Here is an 18,987-nt window from a genome sequence, read left to right on the forward strand (position 1 = left end):
AACACTTACGTTCGCCGAACACCAGATTCACTCCAAGATTTTGTTCATTTCATCGAAAAGATATGGCGCTACAGAGATGTTCTTTTGCTTCTTCGCCGCGTTCTTGAAATAGTCGATATCGTTGCACATTTCCATGAGACCGTGGACACGCCCAATCTGGTGGATAAGCATGCTACGCCCCTCGTCCGCTAACCATTGATGGAATTTTGCCCGTCTTTTCCCTTTTTCATCAATATTAAGTCGATTAAGCTCTGCTTTCACATATCCATTTTCTATCGGATCATAGACGTAACGATTGATAAAATGTCCATAGTATTGCGGTCTGCTATGAGCAGATGTCGGCGCATTGTCATAAAGACGATCGAGTTCAGCAAAGAAACTATCCGGAAATGTTTTTATCCATTTCTGTAGACCTTCTGCAATGTACTTAGATAATAGCAGCCTCAAGGCATCATGACCGCGCTGCTTCTGGTAGCCAGTAGCTTCATCTACAAGCGCAACGATACCAACCTTGGCGAAGGCTTCCATCAAAATTTCGGCTTGCAACGCCATTTGCTCTTGAGATGGGTGAAGTCGTCCTTCTCGTCTCGCGCGTAAATAGACACCGCAAATCTCCGGCAGCATCTCGGCCCTTATTCCGTTCGCAGCCGTACCCCCAGCAGATGCGGTATAAGAAATTGGTGTGGTAAGAGCTTTCTCTAGATCGTCATTTATGAATGGAGATAAATTAGTAGCAGATATAAAAGATGGTAAGCTTACACTATCAGGATTGGCCTTAACTCTCCGCCAATGCGAACCTCCACGCTTACTTCCGAAGGCCCTGTGAACCGCGCGCTCGGATAGGACTCGAGTACCATCCTCAAGAACAGCGCAATCAATTTCAATGTCTCCAATCGGGAGCGATCCACTGTAAATAGCCACTTTTAATTTATCAGATGCATCTACGCTCTTTTCCGATAGCAAACTGTCCATCCTCGTAACAACAGATTTTTCGCTCACTACTTTTCCTTGCTATTTCAGCTGATGGACATTTCTCTAACTGAGTAAAATAGAAAAAGATGTGATTCGCAACTTAAAGTGTATTTAATGCCCGCGAATATCTTCCAGAATGGAAAGCACCATCTGCTTCTTGTCGAGATTATAGGCCTGCGCCACGCTGATCCGTTCCGAAAGCGTCGAAGATAACCGCGCATGTTTTTCCGCCGCCGCGATATCGCCCGCCATGGCCGCCGCCCTGGCCCGCTCCATCAACTCTTCCGTTACATGCTCCATGAAGAAGCCGAAGACGATATCGCCATCCTTCTGCGCCAGAACTTCGGCCAACTTGTGCATCTTCTTGCGTGCGCCCGGCCCTTCCGCAGACATCACCTCGGCAAAGGCCTCGATGATGTCGGAGCCGCCGTAATTCATCAGCTTGAGCGCCTGCGCCACGCTGCCCTTCGAGGCCGCAATCAGGGCGTCGCGCTTTTCGCCGGCGGAGCCGATGCCGAGATGATCGAGAGATTGCACCATAGCCGCATCGGAAAGCGGCAGGAGCCGAAGCGGCATGCAGCGCGAGCGGATGGTCGGCAGCAACTTGCCCGGCGCATGGGAGAGAACAAGGAACATCGCCCGCTTCGGCGGCTCTTCCAGTATCTTCAGAATAGCATTCGCGGCATTGCGGTTAAGATCGTCGGCCGGGTCGATAATGACGATGCGCCAGTTGCCGGTGCCCGATGTCTGGGAAAAGAAGTGTCCTGCCCGTCGCACCTCGTCCACGGTGATGGCGGATTTCACGCGACCAGTCTTTTCATCGACGGGGCGCGTCAAGTGCAGGAGATTATGCGATGCACCAGAGGTGATTTGCCGGCTGACGAGCGATTCTGGATCGGGATCAGCCAGATTTTCAGGCGCCATAGCCGGATCGGGATGGCTGAGCACATGATTGGCGAAACGGAACGCCAGCGTCGCCTTGCCGATCCCCTCCGGCCCTTCGATGAGAATGGCATGATGACCCTTGCCGGAGCGATAGGATTGCGCAAGAAACGCTTCGGCTTCCTCATGCCCGAAAAGCTTCGTGTTCTGCTGCGGCGCAATCGCACCGTCGAGAACGCCCTGAACTTCACTCATGCGCCGTGCCCGCCGCAGTTCCCAGTTGTTCGAGCAAGGGCTCGACAAAGGACATCACGTCCTCCGCCACCTTCTCCTCCGGCTGGTCGGCATTGACGATACGGCAGCGACGCGGCTCGGCAAGCGCTATATCGAGATAGGCTTCCCGCCGCTTCTCGTGGGTTTCGATTTCCTCTTTCTCGAACCGGTCGGGCGCAGCCCCCTCATCCGCCCGTTTTCTGGCGCGGGCCAGCCCCTTTTCGGCGGCGATATCGAAGATCAGCGTCAGTTCCGGCACGACACCATCGATCGCAATGCGTTGCAGCGTCTCGATGAAGTCAGGTTCCAGATTGCCGGTCGTGCCCTGATAGACACGGGACGAGTCAAGAAATCGGTCGCAAAGCACGATCTCGCCGCGCGCGAGCGCCGGGCGAATGACCTCCTCGACATGGTCGTTTCGCGCCGCCGCAAACAGGATTGCTTCCATGCGCACGCCGAAGGATTCCGCCGCACCCGACAAAATCACATGCCGAACGGCCTCCGCCCCCGGCGAACCACCCGGCTCACGCGTCACGACCACCTCGAAGCCGCGGGCACGAAGTGCTTCGGCAAGCGTGCGAATCTGCGTCGACTTGCCGGCACCCTCGCCGCCTTCGAAGCTGATGAACAATCCAGTCTTTTCGGCCAATGTCACGTCCTGCGAGGAATTCCCGGAAATATTGAAATGCCTGTTTACAGCATCGAACCAAAAAGTGTGAAGCGCTTTTCAGAAAATCCGGTGCCTGAACAAAAGCATAGGGGGTAAGTGGCGCAAAGCGCGGATTTTCAGAGCCAGAACAGCAGCAGTTCCTTCAACGCACCCGCCGCATTCTGGGTCAGCGAGCCCTTGCCGACCGAACCCTTGGTATAAAGCGGCACTTCGCGCAGCAGCCGCTCACCCGAAAAGACCTTGAGCGTTCCGACATTCGCGCCACTGTCCAGCGGCGCATTCAGAGGCCAGCGATAGACGATCCGCCCCGAAATACGATCAGGATTGTTGACCGGCACCAGCACGCTGATGTCTTCCTTCGGCGAAAGATCGATATGTGAGACATCACCGCCATAAACACTGACGGAACCGACGGCTTCGTCCTTTCCGAAAAGATGACGTTTTTCGAAAGCCGTCAGCCCCCAGTCCACCACCCGGCGGGCTTCCTCCTGCCGCGTCTTGTCGTCGGTAATGCCGGCAAGCGCCAGATAGACCCGCCGTCCCTCCCGCTCGGCCGAAACGACGGCGGCAAAACCGCTGCCTTCCGCAAAGCCAAGCCCAAGACCATCGATGCCGCTGCCAAGCAGTGTATTCTTGTTCCGCTGGAATATGCGGTTCCACTCAAAATCCGGCTTGGTGAAAAGCCCATATCGATCCGGATAATTGTCATGCAGATGCTGGGCGAGACGCACCATATCCCTGGCGGTCGTCTGGTTGCCCGGATCAGGAAGCCCGGTGGAATTGGTAAAGGTGCTGCGGTTCATGCCAAGTTCGCCTGCCCGCGCCGTCATGCGCTTGGCAAATGCGGAGTCGGATCCCGCCATGCCTTCGGCCACGATGATGCAGCCGTCATTGGCGTTCTGCACAATGATGCCGGTCAGGAGATCGTTGATGCTGACGGAGGATTTCAACGCCGCGAACATGGTCGAGGTCCGCGATGGCGCGCCGCCCGTGCGCCAGGCATATTCCGATACGGGATAAGGTGTCTCCGGCGTCACCTGCCCCTTGGAAAGCGCATCCAGCACCACTTCCACGGTCATCAGCTTGGCAAGCGACGCCGGCGGAAACGACTGATTTTCATTTTGCGAAAGAAGCACCGTGCCGGTCTCGGCATCGATCATATAGGCCTGTTCGGCCTTGGCGATGAAGGGCGCTGTCTGCGATTGCGCCGTGCCTGCACTGAAAAACGCAAGCCCGGCCGCCACGACAACCGAACAACAGGAGCGATAAATGGCTTTGCGCATGAAACCGCCCAGTTCTGCCTGCCGCAACCGGCCGCCCGAAACGGATGCAGCCCTATTCTTCAATCCGTCAGCGCGACTTCGCCTGCTGACGCTTCACATGGGCGAGTATCGATTGCTCGTTGAGCGCGCCACGATCGACCAGCACGCTGTCGAAGGCACGTGCGGTCCGGGAAACCGTAGCAGATTCTTGCGAATAAGCCGCCGCATATTTGGAGGATGGCGTCGGCACGCGCAGATAATTGCCGCCGGGCGCCGCCGGCTCACGCACGAAGTTTCCTTCGGGACGCTCGGCCAGGAACGGACCGATTTCCGGCAGGATCGCAAATTGCTCGAATACCGGTGCCGGACCATTGACCAGCGGCATGGCCTGCAGAGCGGCATTCTTCCTGGAACCGACCAGCGCCGTCTGCGTCGAACCGCTATAATTCGGATTGGAGGAAGGAGCCGGCACGAAATTCGGAGAATTCGAAGCCACCATGACACCCGTTGCGATCTGCCCCTCGGGCGCAACGCCCGGCGAGCGCGAGCCCTTCGGAATATAAGACGCCATCAAATAAGGCATGTCGTGACCGTCAAGCGGAGCGCGGCCGGCATATTGCACCCGCACATTCGCCGTACCTGTCGCCTTCATGTCGAGAAGATCGGCCGTCTTGCTGGAAACGTCGATCAGGCGGCCCTCATGAAAAGGTCCGCGATCGTTGACGCGCACCAGAACCGAGGCGCCATTTTCCGTGTTGGTAATGCGCGCATAGCTCGGCAGGGGAAATGTCGGATGTGCGGCAGAAAGATGTTCTTTATCGTACACTTCGCCATTCGCCGTCAGGCGACCGTGGAAGGCGGAACCGTACCAGGAGGCAAGACCGGTCTTGTTGTAACCCGGCTCTTCTTTCGGAAAATAACGACGGCCTTTTACGGTATAGGCGTTGCCGACGAGCTCTCGCCCGCCGCCTTTTGGAATGCTTTTGCCATCTGCCACGCGCGGACTGGCCTTCACGCCATATTCCGACTCGGAAAAATATTCCTTGCTGCGCTTGGGCTTCGGCTTCGTTTCAGTCGTGGTGGAACACGACGCCGTCGCAGCGCAAAGCACGGAAATTGCAAGCCACTTCGCACCCGATCTGGTGCTGATGCCGAGTTTCTTGACCGTAGAATTCAAATCTTCTGCCCCACGCTGCTATTGGCTCGGAGAACCGCACCCTCACTTGCCTCGATTTGCCCCTGCCATCGAAGCACCTAACAGTCGCTTAATCTTGTGCATAACGTGGCGAAAATGCGAACGACTTCTGCAAATTCGATAAAATTGTAATGAACGTGGTTAATGATTTATCTCTTTTTTTGAGCGCCTGAAATCTACCGTCGACACTCATCCGCACCTTCTCCGGCATCCGACATAAGGGAACAAAGGGAGTGCGGCCGCGTTTCTTCCCCGCAAACAAACAAGCTTCCGCCGGTTTTTCGGCTGAGGGAGGAAACCATGATCAAGTCAATAAAAGCTGCAGGTCTGGCGCTTGGCATCGCCCTGGTATCCATCGCTGCACCCATCCAGGCCGGCGCACAGGATATGGAGTTGAGGATCGGTCCCGATGGCGTTCGCCCGGTCATCCGCGATCGAGATCGGGACAGAGACGTTGACCGCCGTGGCCCGCCCCGCATGCGCGGTTGCAGCGAACGCGAAGCCCGCGCCGCCGCCCGTGAAGCAGGCCTGCGTGATCCCGAAGTCGTGCGTGTCACCCCAGGCCGCGTCGTCGTTCAGGGTTTCACCCGCCGCGGCCCGGATCGTATCACATTTGCCAACGAACGGGGTTGCCCCGAAATCTGATGACGAAATCTGATTAAATGTGAATTTGGAGCCCGCCGAAAGGCGGGTTTCTTCATTGTTGGTCACATCAAAGCAGCTCCGGCCGAACGACGCGACACGGATCGGCAATCGTTCCGCTATTCAAAATGGTCATTTTTGAGCTTAATGGCAGATGGGGTGGGATTCGAACCCACGGTACGCTCTCACGCACGCCGGTTTTCAAGACCGGTTCCTTAAACCACTCGGACACCCATCCTTCGGTGGTGAGGCTTTATAGCGGTTTGAAAAAGGCCGTCAATCCCGCTCAAGGCTTGCCCTGCCAAACGGTCGCCGTCCATCTGCTGTCGCGCCGCAAATCATTGTCCTGGCGTTGTTGCCGGTGGCAATAAAGACCCCTCGCCCGCAGGAACCGCCGGCATTTGCTGGGCCGAATCAAACAGCGTCAGGCTGAGTACGATTGCAACAAGCACCAGCAAAAGCGCCACGAAGAAGATTCCGGATTTATCCATGCGTCTGCTCATGTCTCTTTATGTTAGGAGCAAATATGTGCAATTCGAGGCGAGGCGAAGAATAGGACGGCTTGCTGTCAAGTTGCCTGACAGATTTAGCGAGTTCATCTCCTCAAAATCCTCCTCACCTGAGCAAAATTTATGCGCCGGCGTACTGTTTGGGACGGAAGTGGCCTATCGCGTCAGCAATATTGTCGCTTATATAGTCACATCGCTCCCGGGCATTGCCCAACTTTCCCCGAGCGATCAACCTGCCCCGCCCGTTTGCGGGGCTTTTTTCTTTAATGCGCCTCTAAAAAACGTCTGTATGCGAGAGGCCGGTCTGCGGACTGTACTCTATTGTCGGTTTGACTATTCAGACCCCGATGCTGGGTCCGCCATCACCGTGTCGTCCGCCACCCCGAAAAATATCCTCGAACAGGTTCAGCACCGCTGGCGGCAAGGTGTCGGACAGGTCGGCCAGGATTTCGTTGGCGCGATTATAGGAGTAGATGGCGCAGAGCGTCAGCACCAAAAGCACGATCCACGGCCAGATTGGCTTGCGCCTTGGCGGCGCGCCGTTCGGTTGTTGCGGCATGGTCATCCGGCACCTCCCGTTCAGGCCTTCACGCGCGGCTCGCCTCCGGGCGCATAGGCGGTTTTTTGCAGGAAACGAAATATGTTACCGCACTGGCCGCAGCGGATCATGAAATCGGTCGGATCACCCGAGGCGCGTTCGGTGCGAAACCCCCGCGGCATTTCATCGACGCGAAAATCGACATCTGCGCGACCCTTTTCGTCGGATTCCGACACTTCGGCAAAACCCTGATGGCCACATTTGGAACATTCGAGTTTCCGGGAATATCTGTCGCGCGCTGCCATATACCGTCCTTTGCTTGCGCCCTATCAGGTAGCAGCGGCAAAACAGCATTTCAATGGCGATCGCCGCAGGTTAAAGCTTTGTCAGCCTATTTCCGGCCCGAAATCCGCGCCCGCGACAAGAACGAATCTGGAAGCCCATGCAGAACGGAACACCCCTGCTTTCATCGTCGCTGATGCGCCGCGCCGCCATCATTGCCGGAGTTCTTCTCGTTTTAGTCATCGCACTTAATATCGGCGTCAAATCGTATGGTTAGCGGGTCCTGAAGGCAGGCCATACGACAGCAACCGACGAGGTGCAGATATCAATCGGCAACGACCGGCTGAAGCTCGAGAAAAACACGCTGCGCTTACCCTCGGGTCGTGAGGGCGGTGAGCAGGCGCGGATCGATCTTTACCTGACCTGGCCCGGCCTCAACGGATATGAGGAAGGGAATCGCGCCATATTCGACGATCCCGCCCAGGCGACGGGACTGATTTATATACAGCTGTCGCAAAGCACCATGTCACAGGACATGTCCGGCCGTTTCGGGCCAATTTATGCCCGGCTTACGGAAGGAGACCCCGTGCCGCTGAAACACGGATTGCTGCTGCACCGCCTGCGCGCCGATTCCGGTTACGGCAAGGAAGTCATATTGACCGGAGCGCGCAATGGTGAAAGCGACTATGTCGTTCGCTTCCTGCTGCCGCAGACACAGCAGGAAGCCACAGGCAGCGACTGCCAAAGGGATATCCACGTCGGGCAGGATCTCAGTCTTTTTTACCGTTTCTCCGCCGGCCTTTTGCCGCAATGGCAAAAACTCGACACCGATGTGAAACATTATGTCGAGCAGCGCCTCGCAAAAGACGGAAATCCGTGAAACAGCATGGCACAGATTGCGTGCGAAAAGTCGCATTTTATGGAAGGCAGACACCTTTCATAAACCACTTGGTAACGCCATCCCGATAAAGTTTCTCCCCGGAGCTATCGGGCGGGGCGTGTCCGAGCGGAACAGAAATATGCGATTGAAGAGTTCAGCAGTGTTGAAAAGTGTATCTGGGGTACATTCGCGCAAAGCGGGTGCGGCGTCTTTTGTAAGGTTTGTTGCGTTGACCCTTGCTGCGGCGTTCATAACCGCAGCATCCGTGGGCACCGCACAGGCGGATCCGAAATATGCCGGCATCGTCATCGACGCCAAGACCGGCAAGGTTCTCTACGGCGAGGATCCGGACGGTCTGCGTTATCCTGCCTCTCTGACGAAGATGATGACGCTTTATCTGACGTTCGAGGCGCTTAATTCCGGACGCATCTCGCTTGATTCCAAGGTGCCGGTCTCGGCCAATGCCGCCAAGGAGCCGCCATCCAAGCTTGGTGTGCGCGCCGGCGGCGCCATCACGGTCGAGCAGGCCATTCTGGCTCTCGTCACCCGTTCTGCCAACGACATGGCGACAGCGCTCGGTGAATATCTCGGCGGCTCGGAAGACCGTTTCGCCAGGATGATGACCGCCAAGGCCCGTGCACTCGGCATGACCCGCACGACCTATCGCAACGCCAACGGCCTGCCCAACACGGCGCAGATGACGACGGCGCGCGATCAGGCCCGTCTCGGCATCGCTCTTCGCCAGCATTTTCCGCAATATTACGGTTATTTCTCTACCCGCACCTTCAATTTCGGCAAGCAGGTCATTGGCAACCACAATCGTCTCGTCGGAACCGTGAAGGGCGTCGACGGCATCAAGACCGGTTACACCCGTGCGGCCGGCAGCAATCTTGCGACCTCGGCGCAGAACGATGGCCGCTCCATCGTCGCCGTCGTTCTCGGCGGTCGCTCCAGCGCCGCCCGTGACGCCACCATGCGCAAGCTTGTAGCGACCTATCTGCCGCAGGCATCGCGCGGTGGCAACAGCAACCTGATCGCCCAGACGCGGTCCGCGCCGATTGAAGAACCGGTCGCCGTGGCGGCAACTGTTCCTTCCGTTGCGGTTGCGGCTACCAATGCCGGCCTGCCCAATGCCGGACCGGTACCGCAGGCCCGTTACGAAGAGGCGCCGATTACAGCCTTTGCAGGCTCTTCTTCCAATCCAGCCGTTAAGGCGATGGAAGCAGCAACCTGGCAGAAGGGCAAGGATCCCGTTTCCCAGGCACCCATCCCGCCGGACCGCAAGTTGATCACCAACTCGACCAAGGTGGACAATATCGTTACCGCCTCCGTCGCCCCTGCTCCTTCGGTCGCGGCTAAATCAGAAGCTCCGCAGGGCGGCTGGGTAATCCAGATCGGCGCATCGCCGGATGAAAACTCCGCTCGCGGCCTGCTGCAGAGCGCACAGGAAAAGGGTGGTTCCGCCCTTCGTTCGGCAAAACCCTTCACAGTCGCCTTTAGTCGGGACGGCTCACAGGTCTACCGCGCCCGTTTCGGCGGCTTTGATGGCCAGAACGCCGCGGTGAATGCATGTAATGCATTGAAAAAGAAAGGCGTCAGCTGCTGGGCGTCACTCCAGTAACTGACGTTTCCGCAGGCGGCGTTCATTGTCGGAACATCGCCTGTCTCCTCGAATTGTGTAATGTGTAGCGAGGCTTTCCAAGATGGCAGTTAACGAGAATTATTCGGACATTGCGTCTGGCAACGGGCAAAGCAGTCTGTCGGTTCTGCATCCCATTCATGAGGCGGCGATGCGTATCGCCGATCTCGGTCTCAATCGTTCCAAGGCAAAGACGCGTGATCTCGTCAGCCTGCTTCTGTCGCATGGCGCCCGCGCCTGGCGCGCCAACCAGCCGGAAGCCAGCATCCACCTTCACGTCGCAGGCCGCTCCGGACGGACACCGATTCATATCCGAATTCGGTAAAGAGCCGGACCAGCCAATAGACCCAAAGAAAAACCCCGCGGTGCCTGAGCGCCGCGGGGTTTCTCTTGATTGACGGTAAAGAAACGAGGCGGCTTACGCCTCGCTCTCCGGTGCCTCAGGCATATCCGGCAGATTGTTATCGGCCTCTTCGCCACTGCCGTTTTCGGCTTCATCGTCGCCTTCCGGCTCGTTGATGCGCTCCACGGACACAACCTTCTCATCCTTGGCGGTAGAGAAGATCGTCACACCCTTGGTGGCGCGGCTGGCGATGCGGATGCCGTTGACCGGCACGCGGATGAGCTGGCCGCCATCGGAAACCAGCATGATCTGGTCGCCTTCGTCCACGGGGAAGGCAGCGACGAGTTCGCCGATCTCTGCCGTCTTCGAGGTGTCGGTAGCGCGGATGCCCTTGCCGCCACGGCCTGATGTGCGGAAGTCGTAGGAGGAGGAACGCTTGCCGTAGCCCTTCACGGAAACCGTCAGCACAAATTCCTCGCGTGCCTTCAGTTCCTGATAGCGCTCTTCGCTAAGCTCGCCCTCTTCCGTCACTTCTTCACCGACGAGTGCGATATCGTCTTCATCGACACCTGCCGCACGCCGCTCGGCGGCAGAGCGCTTGAGGTAAGCGGCACGCTCCCACGGTTCGGCTTCCACATGGCCAACGATGGTCATGGAAATGATGCGGTCGCCTTCGGCCATGTTGATGCCGCGCACGCCGACGGAGTTACGGCCGGCAAAGACGCGTACATCCTCCACGGGGAAGCGGATGCACTGGCCAAGCGCCGTCGTCAGCAACACATCATCACGGTCGGTACAGGTTTCGACGGAGAGGATTTCATCACCCTCCTCGTCGAGCTTCATGGCGATCTTGCCGTTGCGGTTGACCTGCACGAAATCGCCGAGCTTGTTACGACGAACCGTGCCGCGCGTCGTCGAGAACATCACGTCAAGCGTTTCCCAGGTGGTTTCATCCTCGGGCAACGGCATGATGGTGGTGATGCGTTCGCCGGGTTCCAGCGGCAGCATGTTGATAAGGGCCTTGCCCTTGGACTGCGGCGTGCCGATAGGCAGGCGCCAGACCTTTTCCTTGTACACGATACCGCGCGAGGAGAAGAACAGCACCGGCGTATGGGTGTTCGCAACAAAGAGACGGTTGACGAAATCCTCGTCGCGCGTCGCCATGCCGGAACGACCCTTGCCGCCGCGACGCTGCGCCCGGTAGGTGGTCAGCGGCACGCGCTTGATATAGCCGAGATGCGAAACGGTAACGACCATGTCTTCGCGGGCGATGAGGTCTTCATCTTCCATGTCAGGACCGCCCTCGACGATCTCCGACCGGCGCGGCGTGCCGAACTCGTCGCGGATGGCGATAAGCTCATCCTTGACGATCTGCTGGATGCGGACGCGCGACGAGAGAATATCGAGATATTCGCTGATTTCCGCGCCGATCTTGTTCAGCTCGTCGCCGATTTCATCGCGGCCGAGCGCTGTCAGACGGGCAAGACGCAATTCGAGAATGGCGCGCGCCTGCTCTTCGGAAAGATTATAGGTGCGGTCTTCGTTGATACGGTGACGCGGATCATCGATCAGCAGGATCAGGCTTTCCACATCCTGCGCCGGCCAGCGCCGCGTCATCAACTCTTCACGGGCCGTAGCCGGATCGGGAGCACGACGGATGACGCGGATGACCTCGTCGATATTGGCAACAGCGATCGCCAGACCCACCAAAACATGCGCGCGGTCACGCGCCTTGCGCAGCAGGTACTTGGTGCGGCGGCTGACCACATCTTCGCGGAAGGAAACGAAAGCGCGCAGCATGTCCAGCAGCGTCATCTGTTCCGGCTTGCCGCCGTTCAGCGCCACCATGTTGCAGCCAAACGAGGTCTGCAGCGGCGTGTAGCGATAAATCTGGTTCAGGATGACATCGGCATTGGCGTCGCGCTTCAGCTCGACGACGACGCGATAACCCTGACGGTCAGACTCGTCACGCAGGTCGGAAATGCCCTCAATGCGCTTTTCCTTGACCAGTTCGGCCATCTTCTCGATCATCGAGGCCTTGTTCACCTGATAGGGAACCTCGGTGATGATGATCTGCTCGCGATCGCCACGCATCGGCTCAATGGTGGCGCGACCGCGCATGATGACCGATCCGCGACCTGTCTCGTAAGCCGAGCGGATGCCGGACCGGCCCATGATCAGCGCACCGGTCGGGAAATCCGGGCCGGGAATGATCTGCATCAGTTCCGGCAGTTCGATAGCCGGATTTTCGATCAGCGCGATACAGCCGTCGATGACCTCAGACAGATTGTGTGGCGGAATATTGGTGGCCATGCCGACAGCAATACCGCCTGCGCCATTGACCAGAAGGTTCGGGAATTTCGCGGGAACAACGACCGGCTCCTGAAGCGTGCCGTCATAGTTGTCACGGAAATCGACCGTTTCCTTGTCGAGATCGTCGAGCAGCGAATGGGCGGCCTTGTCCAGACGGCATTCGGTATAACGTTCGGCCGCCGGCGGATCGCCGTCGATGGAGCCGAAGTTGCCCTGCCCGTCGATCAGCGGCAGGCGCAACGACCAGTCCTGCGCCATTCGCGCCAATGCATCATAGATCGCCGAGTTGCCGTGCGGATGGAATTTACCCATCACGTCACCGGTGACGCGGGCGCATTTGACGTATTTCTTGTTCCAGTCGATACCAAGTTCGGACATGCCGTAAAGAATACGGCGATGAACCGGCTTCAAACCGTCACGGACATCAGGAAGCGCACGGGACACGATAACGCTCATGGCGTAATCGAGATAGGACCGCTGCATTTCCTCAATGATGGAAATCGGTTCAATGCCTGGCGGAAGTTTTCCGCCGCCGGGGGGGCTCTGGTCAGTCAAAACGGATCACATTCTCTGTTAAGAATCGGATGGATTTTTATAGCGGAAACAGCCACGTTACGCCAATTTCCCGGCGAGTTTTGAACAGTCTTTTGCGTCATTTGCAAGACATACACCGCTTTTCGCCGTTTAGGTCGGCAAAAGCGCCGCCGCTCCCTTTTAAAGCGTGTATGACTTGCGTAGGCTCCGGCCTAAAAATAGAATAGGCGGGGAAAAAATGGCCAGCAGCGAAACGCTCATCAACGCGCTTACCACACTTCTGGTCACGCTCGATCCGCCGGGTCTGGCGCCTGTTTTCCTCGCACTTACCGTCGGCATGACGCGCGCCCAGCGTGCCCAGGTGGCGCTGCGCGGCTCCATCATCGCCTTCGGCATTCTCGCCGTCTTCGCCCTATTCGGCCTTGCCATCCTCAATCTGCTTGGCATCTCGCTCGGCGCCTTCCGCATTGCCGGTGGTCTATTGCTGTTCTGGATTTCCTTCGAGATGATTTTCGAGAAACGCCAGGAGCGCAAGGAAAAGACCTCCGAGATCGCCATCACCAAGGATCATCTGCACAATCTGGCGGTCTTTCCGCTGGCGCTGCCGTTGATCGCCGGGCCGGGCGCGATTTCCGCCACCGTGCTTCTGGCGGGAACGATGAGAACGACGCTCGAAATGGTCGTGCTCATCCTGATCCTCGCTTTCGCCATGGCCCTCGTCTACGCGGCCCTCATCGTTTCGGAGCGAATGGACCGTTTTCTCGGCAATACCGGCCGTGCCATCCTCACCCGCCTGCTCGGCGTTCTGCTCGCCGCCCTTTCCGTGCAATTCGTGGTCGACGGCATAAAATCGGCCTTTGCTTTCTGAGCGCCAGTCTATTGCGATGCTTACGCAATAAAATCCTGCGACCGGCAGACATTGCGAAAAATATGCCCTTTAAACCGGCGACCCGCTTCGGTTAAAAGACGCGCATCTTTTCCGGATCAGAAAGTTCTCTCCATGCGATCCACGCTGCGCCGCCTCATCCCGGATGCCGCTCCCGTCAGCAACAGGGAAAGGCTGCGCGCAGCCACCGGCGCCTTTGTCGGCATTCTGCTGACCGGACTTCTGGGCAGCCTTGCCTTCCGTTTCGACCCCACCCTGCCCGCCATGATCGCGCCAATGGGCGCATCGGCGGTGCTTTTATTCGCCGTGCCGTCCAGCCCTCTTGCGCAACCCTGGTCAATCATGTGCGGCAATCTGGTGTCGGCTTTCGTGGGCGTAACGGTGGCGCTGCTTGTTCCGGATATATTCTTCGCCAGCGCGCTCGCCATCAGTCTTGCCATCGCCGCCATGATGGCGTTGCGGTGCCTGCACCCGCCAAGCGGCGCGGTGGCGCTGACAGCCGTTCTCGGCGGCCCCGCCGTGCACGGCCTCGGCTATGGTTTCCTGCTCTGGCCGGTCGCCGGAAACTCGCTGATCCTGCTCGCCCTGGCGCTGGTCTATAACAATGCCACCGGCCGCGCCTATCCGCACGGTCTGAAACTGGGAAAAGCCAGCCACGGCACCACGGATCCCACCCCCATCCAGAAAATCGGCTTCTCCTCCGCCGATCTCGACGAGGTGCTGAAGGAATACGACCAGGTTCTGGATATCGACCGCGACGAGCTGGAAACCATCCTGCGCAAGACAGAGCTGCGCTCCTGGCGTCGCCGTGCGCTGCATCTCGATTGCGCCAGCGTCATGTCGCGGGATGTGGTCGGCGTCGCCCCTGACGATAGCCTGCGCCATGCCCATGCGCTGATGCACAGCCATCATTTCAAGGCGCTGCCCGTCACCAACGACAAAGCCGAAATCGTCGGCATCGTCACCCAGACGGATTTTCTGGAAAAGGCGAGCTGGAGAAACGGCCGACCCTCCATCGGCTTCCTGCAGCGGCTGCGCCTCATTCTGTCCGGCGCCAGCGCCCCCAACGATACCGTCAAGGACATCATGACCTCGCCGGTCAGAACCGTGCGGCCAGAAACGGCAATCGAGGAAGCAATTATCCGCTTTGCGGAAGAAGGACTGCACTACCTGCCTGTCATCGACGCCAACGGCAAGATGGTGGGCATCGTGTCGCAATCCGATGTCATGGTCGCGATGCTGGCGGACAAGGCCGCAGCATAAGAAGAGCCTGCGATACCGTCACAATATGCGCCGCAAGCCCTTTGGTGAGCAGCCTGTGACAGGCAAAAACGATGGAAGCCGACACGCGCAGCCCGCTCCCACCATCGTCACGCGATCAGAACGGGATATCGTCGTCCATATCGTTGGAGAAGCCGCCGGAAGGCTGGCCACCGCCGCTGCGGGAAGAGCCGCCGCCACGTGCCGGCTGCTGGTCGTAACCGCCGCTGCTACCATAATCACCGCCGCCGCCGAAGTCTCCGCCGCCGCTGCGACCGCCACCGCCGCCGCCTTCACCGCGACCATCAAGCATCGTCAGCGTGGAATTGAAGCCCTGCAACACGATTTCGGTCGAATAACGGTCGTTACCCGTCTGGTCCTGCCATTTGCGGGTCTGCAACTGGCCTTCGATATAGAGCTTGGCGCCCTTTTTGACATATTGTTCGACGACCTTGCACAGGCCTTCGTTGAAAACCACGACGGTGTGCCATTCGGTCTTTTCCTTGCGCTCGCCGCTGTTGCGGTCGCGCCAGGTCTCCGAGGTGGCGATGCGCAGGTTGGCGATGGGGCGGCCATCCTGCGTCCGGCGAATTTCGGGATCGGCGCCGACGTTTCCGATCAGAATTACCTTGTTTACGCTACCAGCCATCTCGTCATCCTGTCCGCCGACCATCATGACCGGCAATTGCATTTCAAAAAATCCCGCACACAATAACCATCGCGGACGTCAAAAGGCACCGCAACGGCGGAACTATCCACAGCGAATAATCACGACCTTCGAAGGGCGAATATTGGCGCTTGCTATTTGTTCCTTTTTTGTTCTATTTAATCGCGAAATTCGAGTCAAGTGGGCTGAAAAGCTCCGACCGACAGGGAATAGACCTCGACACCCCCGGCTGCGTCACTACATAAGGACGCGCTGCCATCAAGCCCGTTAATTTTGTCCGAGCCTTGCCATGAGTGAACTGAAGACGATTTCCATCCGTGGTGCCCGCGAGCATAACCTCAAGGGTATCGATCTGGATCTGCCCCGCAACAAGCTGATCGTCATGACCGGACTTTCCGGCTCGGGCAAGTCGTCGCTTGCCTTCGATACGATCTATGCCGAGGGCCAGCGCCGTTATGTCGAAAGCCTTTCGGCCTATGCGCGCCAGTTCCTCGAAATGATGCAGAAGCCGGATGTCGACCGGATCGAGGGTCTGTCGCCGGCGATTTCCATCGAGCAGAAGACCACCTCGAAGAACCCGCGTTCCACGGTCGGCACGGTTACCGAAATCTACGACTATATGCGCCTGATGTTTGCGCGTGTCGGCGTGCCCTATTCGCCCGCTACGGGCCTGCCTATCGAGAGCCAGACCATCAGCCAGATGGTGGACCGCATCCTCGCCTTTGAGGAAGGCACGCGTCTTTATGTTCTCGCGCCGATCGTGCGCGGCCGCAAAGGCGAATATAAAAAGGAACTTGCCGAGCTGATGAAGAAGGGCTTCCAGCGCGTCAAGGTGGATGGCCAGTTCTACGAGATCGCTGACGTTCCTGCCCTCGACAAGAAATACAAACACGACATCGATGTGGTGGTTGACCGTGCGGTGGTGCGTCCGGACATGGCCGCGCGCCTTGCCGACAGTCTCGAGACCTGCCTCAAGCTCGCCGATGGGCTGGCTATCGCCGAATTCGCCGACAAACCCCTGCCACCGGAAGAAACCGCCGCGGGCGGCTCCGCCAACAAGTCGCTCAACGAAACCCATGAAAGGGTGTTGTTTTCAGAGAAATTCGCCTGCCCGGTCTCCGGCTTCACCATTCCGGAAATCGAACCGCGGCTGTTCTCCTTCAACAATCCCTTCGGCGCCTGCCCCAGCTGCGATGGCCTCGGCTCGCAGCAGAAGGTCGATGAGAACCTGATTGTTCCCGAGCCGGCGCGCACGCTGCGTGACGGCGCGATTGCCCCATGGGCGAAATCGTCTTCGCCCTATTACAATCAGACGCTGGAAGCACTCGGCAAGGCCTTCGGTTTCAAACTGTCGAGCAAGTGGTCGGACCTCTCCAAGGAGGCACAGCACGCCATTCTTCAGGGTACCGATGACAAAATCGAATTCAATTATCAGGACGGCGCGCGCTCTTATAAAACGTTGAAAAACTTCGAGGGCATCGTTCCCAATCTGGAGCGCCGCTGGAAAGAGACCGATAGCGCCTGGGCGCGCGAGGAAATCGAACGTTACATGTCGGCAGCGCCCTGCCCGGCCTGCAACGGTTTTCGCCTCAAGCCGGAAGCGCTGGCCGTCAAGATCAACAAGCTGCATATCGGTGAAGTCACCCAGATGTCGATCCGCAAGGCGCGCGACTGGTTCGAGACGCTGCCCGAAAATCTCAATGCCAAGCAGAACGAGATCGCGGTCCGTATCCTCAAGGAAATCCGCGAACGCCTGCGCTTCCTGAATGATGTCGGACTGGATTATCTCAGCCTGTCGCGCAATTCCGGCACGCTTTCCGGCGGCGAAAGCCAGCGCATCCGGCTGGCCTCGCAGATCGGCTCGGGCCTGACAGGCGTTCTCTATGTTCTGGACGAGCCGTCAATCGGCCTGCATCAGCGTGACAATGCCCGCCTGCTCGAGACGCTGAAACATCTGCGCGATATCGGCAATACGGTGATTGTCGTCGAACATGACGAGGATGCCATTCTGACGGCGGATTATGTGGTCGATATCGGCCCGGCCGCAGGCATTCACGGCGGCCAGGTCATCGCCGAAGGCACACCGCAGGAGGTGATGGCCAATCCGAAATCGTTGACCGGTAAATACCTCTCCGGCGAACTCGGCGTTGCCGTACCGGCAGAGCGCCGAAAGCCCAAGAAGGGCCGCGAGATCAAGGTTTATGGCGCACGCGGCAACAATCTCCAGAATGTCACGGCGGCAATTCCGCTCGGCGTTTTCACCGCCGTTACCGGCGTGTCGGGCGGTGGAAAATCCACCTTCCTGATCGAGACGCTTTATAAGTCGGCGGCACGCCGGGTGATGGGCGCACGTGAAATCCCGGCCGAACACGACCGCATCGACGGTTTCGAATTCATCGATAAGGTTATCGATATCGACCAGTCGCCGATTGGCCGCACGCCGCGCTCCAACCCGGCCACCTATACCGGCGCATTTACGCCGATACGCGACTGGTTCGCCGGTCTGCCGGAGGCCAAGGCGCGCGGCTACGCGCCGGGCCGTTTCTCCTTCAACGTCAAGGGCGGCCGCTGCGAGGCCTGCCAGGGCGACGGCGTCATCAAGATCGAGATGCACTTCCTGCCCGACGTCTATGTCACCTGCGACGTCTGCCACGGCAAGCGTTACAATCGCGAGACGCTGGACGTGACTTTCAAGAGCAAGTCCATCGCCGACGTGCTGGATATGACGGTGGAAGAAGGCGTGGAATTCTTCGCCGCCGTGCCGGCAGTGCGCGACAAGCTGCAGGCTTTGTTCGATGTCGGCCTCGGTTACATCAAGGTCGGCCAGCAAGCCAACACGCTGTCCGGCGGCGAGGCCCAGCGCGTCAAGCTCGCCAAGGAACTGTCGAAACGCTCGACAGGCCGCACGCTCTACATTCTCGATGAGCCAACGACGGGCCTGCACTTCCACGACGTCAACAAACTGCTGGAAATGCTGCAGGCACTGGTGGACCAGGGCAATTCCGTCGTGGTGATCGAACACAACCTCGAAGTCATCAAGACAGCCGACTGGATCATCGACATCGGCCCCGAGGGCGGCACGGGTGGCGGCGAAATCGTGGCGACCGGCACGCCGGAAGATATCGTCAAGGTCGAGCGCTCTTACACCGGTCATTTCCTGAAGGAACTTCTGGAACGCCGGCCGGCCGGGAAACGCGAGGCTGCGGAGTAATCCGCAGTCTTTCACAGCAAAGGTCGAAT

Annotated in this window: 16 protein-coding genes, 1 tRNA gene and 1 pseudogene; 7 read left to right on the top strand and 11 right to left on the bottom strand. The window is 58.4% G+C overall.

The genetic code is table 11. From position 1 onward, the window contains the following. Nucleotides 1-27: 27 nt before the first annotated feature. From DXT96_RS27345 to DXT96_RS05135, 5 genes are all read right to left on the bottom strand, one after another. On the bottom strand, nt 28-999 hold the full coding sequence (locus DXT96_RS27345; protein WP_153513705.1) for a P63C domain-containing protein: 972 nt from the start codon (nt 997-999) through the stop codon (nt 28-30). A gap of 84 nt (nt 1,000-1,083) precedes the next feature. After that, on the bottom strand, nt 1,084-2,109 hold the full coding sequence (locus DXT96_RS05120; RefSeq protein WP_153513706.1) for a DNA polymerase III subunit delta': 1,026 nt from the start codon (nt 2,107-2,109) through the stop codon (nt 1,084-1,086). Next, a complete protein-coding gene (tmk, locus tag DXT96_RS05125) occupies nt 2,102-2,776 on the bottom strand; it encodes a dTMP kinase (RefSeq protein ID WP_153513707.1) in 675 nt (224 codons plus the stop codon). Before tmk ends, DXT96_RS05120 begins: the two co-directional genes overlap by 8 nt. 137 nt (nt 2,777-2,913) lie before the next feature. Continuing rightward, nucleotides 2,914-4,080 carry a D-alanyl-D-alanine carboxypeptidase family protein gene (locus DXT96_RS05130; RefSeq protein WP_153513708.1) on the bottom strand — a complete coding sequence of 389 codons (1,167 nt, stop codon included), beginning with the start codon at nt 4,078-4,080 and terminating at the stop codon, nt 2,914-2,916. A gap of 67 nt (nt 4,081-4,147) precedes the next feature. Next, nucleotides 4,148-5,236, bottom strand: coding sequence for a septal ring lytic transglycosylase RlpA family protein (locus DXT96_RS05135; RefSeq protein WP_153513709.1), 1,089 nt, complete (start codon nt 5,234-5,236; stop codon nt 4,148-4,150). A 318-nt stretch (nt 5,237-5,554) separates the two neighbouring features. On the opposite strand from DXT96_RS05135, the gene DXT96_RS05140 reads away from it, so the two are divergent. Further along, nucleotides 5,555-5,899 (top strand): hypothetical protein, encoded by a 345-nt coding sequence (locus tag DXT96_RS05140; protein WP_153513710.1) that lies wholly within the window; start codon nt 5,555-5,557, stop codon nt 5,897-5,899. 145 nt (nt 5,900-6,044) lie between these two features. Here DXT96_RS05140 and DXT96_RS05145 read toward each other — a convergent pair. The 4 genes from DXT96_RS05145 to DXT96_RS05160 form a co-directional block, all read right to left on the bottom strand. Further along, nucleotides 6,045-6,134, bottom strand: a tRNA-Ser gene (locus DXT96_RS05145). Nucleotides 6,135-6,234: 100 nt separating this feature from the next. Further along, nucleotides 6,235-6,387, bottom strand: coding sequence for a hypothetical protein (locus DXT96_RS05150; RefSeq protein WP_174372599.1), 153 nt, complete (start codon nt 6,385-6,387; stop codon nt 6,235-6,237). A gap of 355 nt (nt 6,388-6,742) precedes the next feature. Further along, nucleotides 6,743-6,970 (bottom strand): hypothetical protein, encoded by a 228-nt coding sequence (locus DXT96_RS05155; protein ID WP_153513711.1) that lies wholly within the window; start codon nt 6,968-6,970, stop codon nt 6,743-6,745. 14 nt (nt 6,971-6,984) lie between these two features. Continuing rightward, entirely contained in the window at nt 6,985-7,248 is a 264-nt protein-coding gene (locus tag DXT96_RS05160; RefSeq protein ID WP_149897607.1) for a hypothetical protein, read from the bottom strand. A gap of 137 nt (nt 7,249-7,385) precedes the next feature. Here DXT96_RS05160 and DXT96_RS05165 point away from each other — a divergent pair. The 3 genes and pseudogenes from DXT96_RS05165 (at nt 7,386) to DXT96_RS05175 (ending at nt 10,069) form a co-directional block, all read left to right on the top strand. After that, nucleotides 7,386-8,105: pseudogene (locus tag DXT96_RS05165) on the top strand (hypothetical protein). A gap of 139 nt (nt 8,106-8,244) precedes the next feature. Further along, nucleotides 8,245-9,726, top strand: coding sequence for a D-alanyl-D-alanine carboxypeptidase (locus tag DXT96_RS05170; protein WP_153513712.1), 1,482 nt, complete (start codon nt 8,245-8,247; stop codon nt 9,724-9,726). An 82-nt stretch (nt 9,727-9,808) separates the two neighbouring features. Continuing rightward, on the top strand, nt 9,809-10,069 hold the full coding sequence (locus DXT96_RS05175) for a hypothetical protein (protein ID WP_153513713.1): 261 nt from the start codon (nt 9,809-9,811) through the stop codon (nt 10,067-10,069). A 93-nt stretch (nt 10,070-10,162) separates the two neighbouring features. On the opposite strand, the gene gyrA is transcribed toward DXT96_RS05175, so the two are convergent. Further along, entirely contained in the window at nt 10,163-12,955 is a 2,793-nt protein-coding gene (gene gyrA / locus DXT96_RS05180) for a DNA gyrase subunit A (RefSeq protein ID WP_153513714.1), read from the bottom strand. Between the two features lie 217 nt (nt 12,956-13,172). On the opposite strand from gyrA, the gene DXT96_RS05185 reads away from it, so the two are divergent. Beyond that, nucleotides 13,173-13,802, top strand: a complete 630-nt coding sequence (locus tag DXT96_RS05185) for a MarC family protein (RefSeq protein ID WP_149897602.1) — start codon at nt 13,173-13,175, stop codon at nt 13,800-13,802. Between the two features lie 132 nt (nt 13,803-13,934). After that, nucleotides 13,935-15,083: an HPP family protein gene (locus tag DXT96_RS05190; RefSeq protein WP_153513715.1), complete on the top strand. Its 1,149-nt coding sequence runs from the start codon at nt 13,935-13,937 to the stop codon at nt 15,081-15,083. Between the two features lie 115 nt (nt 15,084-15,198). Here DXT96_RS05190 and DXT96_RS05195 read toward each other — a convergent pair whose 3' ends face one another. Further along, nucleotides 15,199-15,771, bottom strand: coding sequence for a single-stranded DNA-binding protein (locus tag DXT96_RS05195; protein ID WP_174372579.1), 573 nt, complete (start codon nt 15,769-15,771; stop codon nt 15,199-15,201). Between the two features lie 265 nt (nt 15,772-16,036). Between DXT96_RS05195 and uvrA the strand changes: the two genes are divergently transcribed. Then, nucleotides 16,037-18,958, top strand: coding sequence for an excinuclease ABC subunit UvrA (uvrA, locus tag DXT96_RS05200; RefSeq protein ID WP_153513716.1), 2,922 nt, complete (start codon nt 16,037-16,039; stop codon nt 18,956-18,958). Nucleotides 18,959-18,987: the final 29 nt, after the last annotated feature.

The organism is Agrobacterium sp. ICMP 6402 (assembly GCF_009498615.1).
GTDB lineage: Bacteria > Pseudomonadota > Alphaproteobacteria > Rhizobiales > Rhizobiaceae > Agrobacterium > Agrobacterium burrii.

Bases quoted from the DNA above. Each gene is read 5' to 3' on its own strand.
- uvrA (WP_153513716.1), top strand. From the start codon at position 16,037: ATGAGTGAACTGAAGACGATTTCCATCCGTGGTGCCCGCGAGCATAAC.
- DXT96_RS05195 (WP_174372579.1), bottom strand. From the start codon at position 15,771: ATGCAATTGCCGGTCATGATGGTCGGCGGACAGGATGACGAGATGGCT.
- DXT96_RS05130 (WP_153513708.1), bottom strand. From the start codon at position 4,080: ATGCGCAAAGCCATTTATCGCTCCTGTTGTTCGGTTGTCGTGGCGGCC.
- DXT96_RS05185 (WP_149897602.1), top strand. From the start codon at position 13,173: ATGGCCAGCAGCGAAACGCTCATCAACGCGCTTACCACACTTCTGGTC.
- DXT96_RS05160 (WP_149897607.1), bottom strand. From the start codon at position 7,248: ATGGCAGCGCGCGACAGATATTCCCGGAAACTCGAATGTTCCAAATGT.
- DXT96_RS05120 (WP_153513706.1), bottom strand. From the start codon at position 2,109: ATGAGTGAAGTTCAGGGCGTTCTCGACGGTGCGATTGCGCCGCAGCAG.
- DXT96_RS05140 (WP_153513710.1), top strand. From the start codon at position 5,555: ATGATCAAGTCAATAAAAGCTGCAGGTCTGGCGCTTGGCATCGCCCTG.
- DXT96_RS05150 (WP_174372599.1), bottom strand. From the start codon at position 6,387: ATGGATAAATCCGGAATCTTCTTCGTGGCGCTTTTGCTGGTGCTTGTT.
- DXT96_RS05175 (WP_153513713.1), top strand. From the start codon at position 9,809: ATGGCAGTTAACGAGAATTATTCGGACATTGCGTCTGGCAACGGGCAA.
- DXT96_RS05190 (WP_153513715.1), top strand. From the start codon at position 13,935: ATGCGATCCACGCTGCGCCGCCTCATCCCGGATGCCGCTCCCGTCAGC.
- DXT96_RS05155 (WP_153513711.1), bottom strand. From the start codon at position 6,970: ATGACCATGCCGCAACAACCGAACGGCGCGCCGCCAAGGCGCAAGCCA.
- DXT96_RS05170 (WP_153513712.1), top strand. From the start codon at position 8,245: ATGCGATTGAAGAGTTCAGCAGTGTTGAAAAGTGTATCTGGGGTACAT.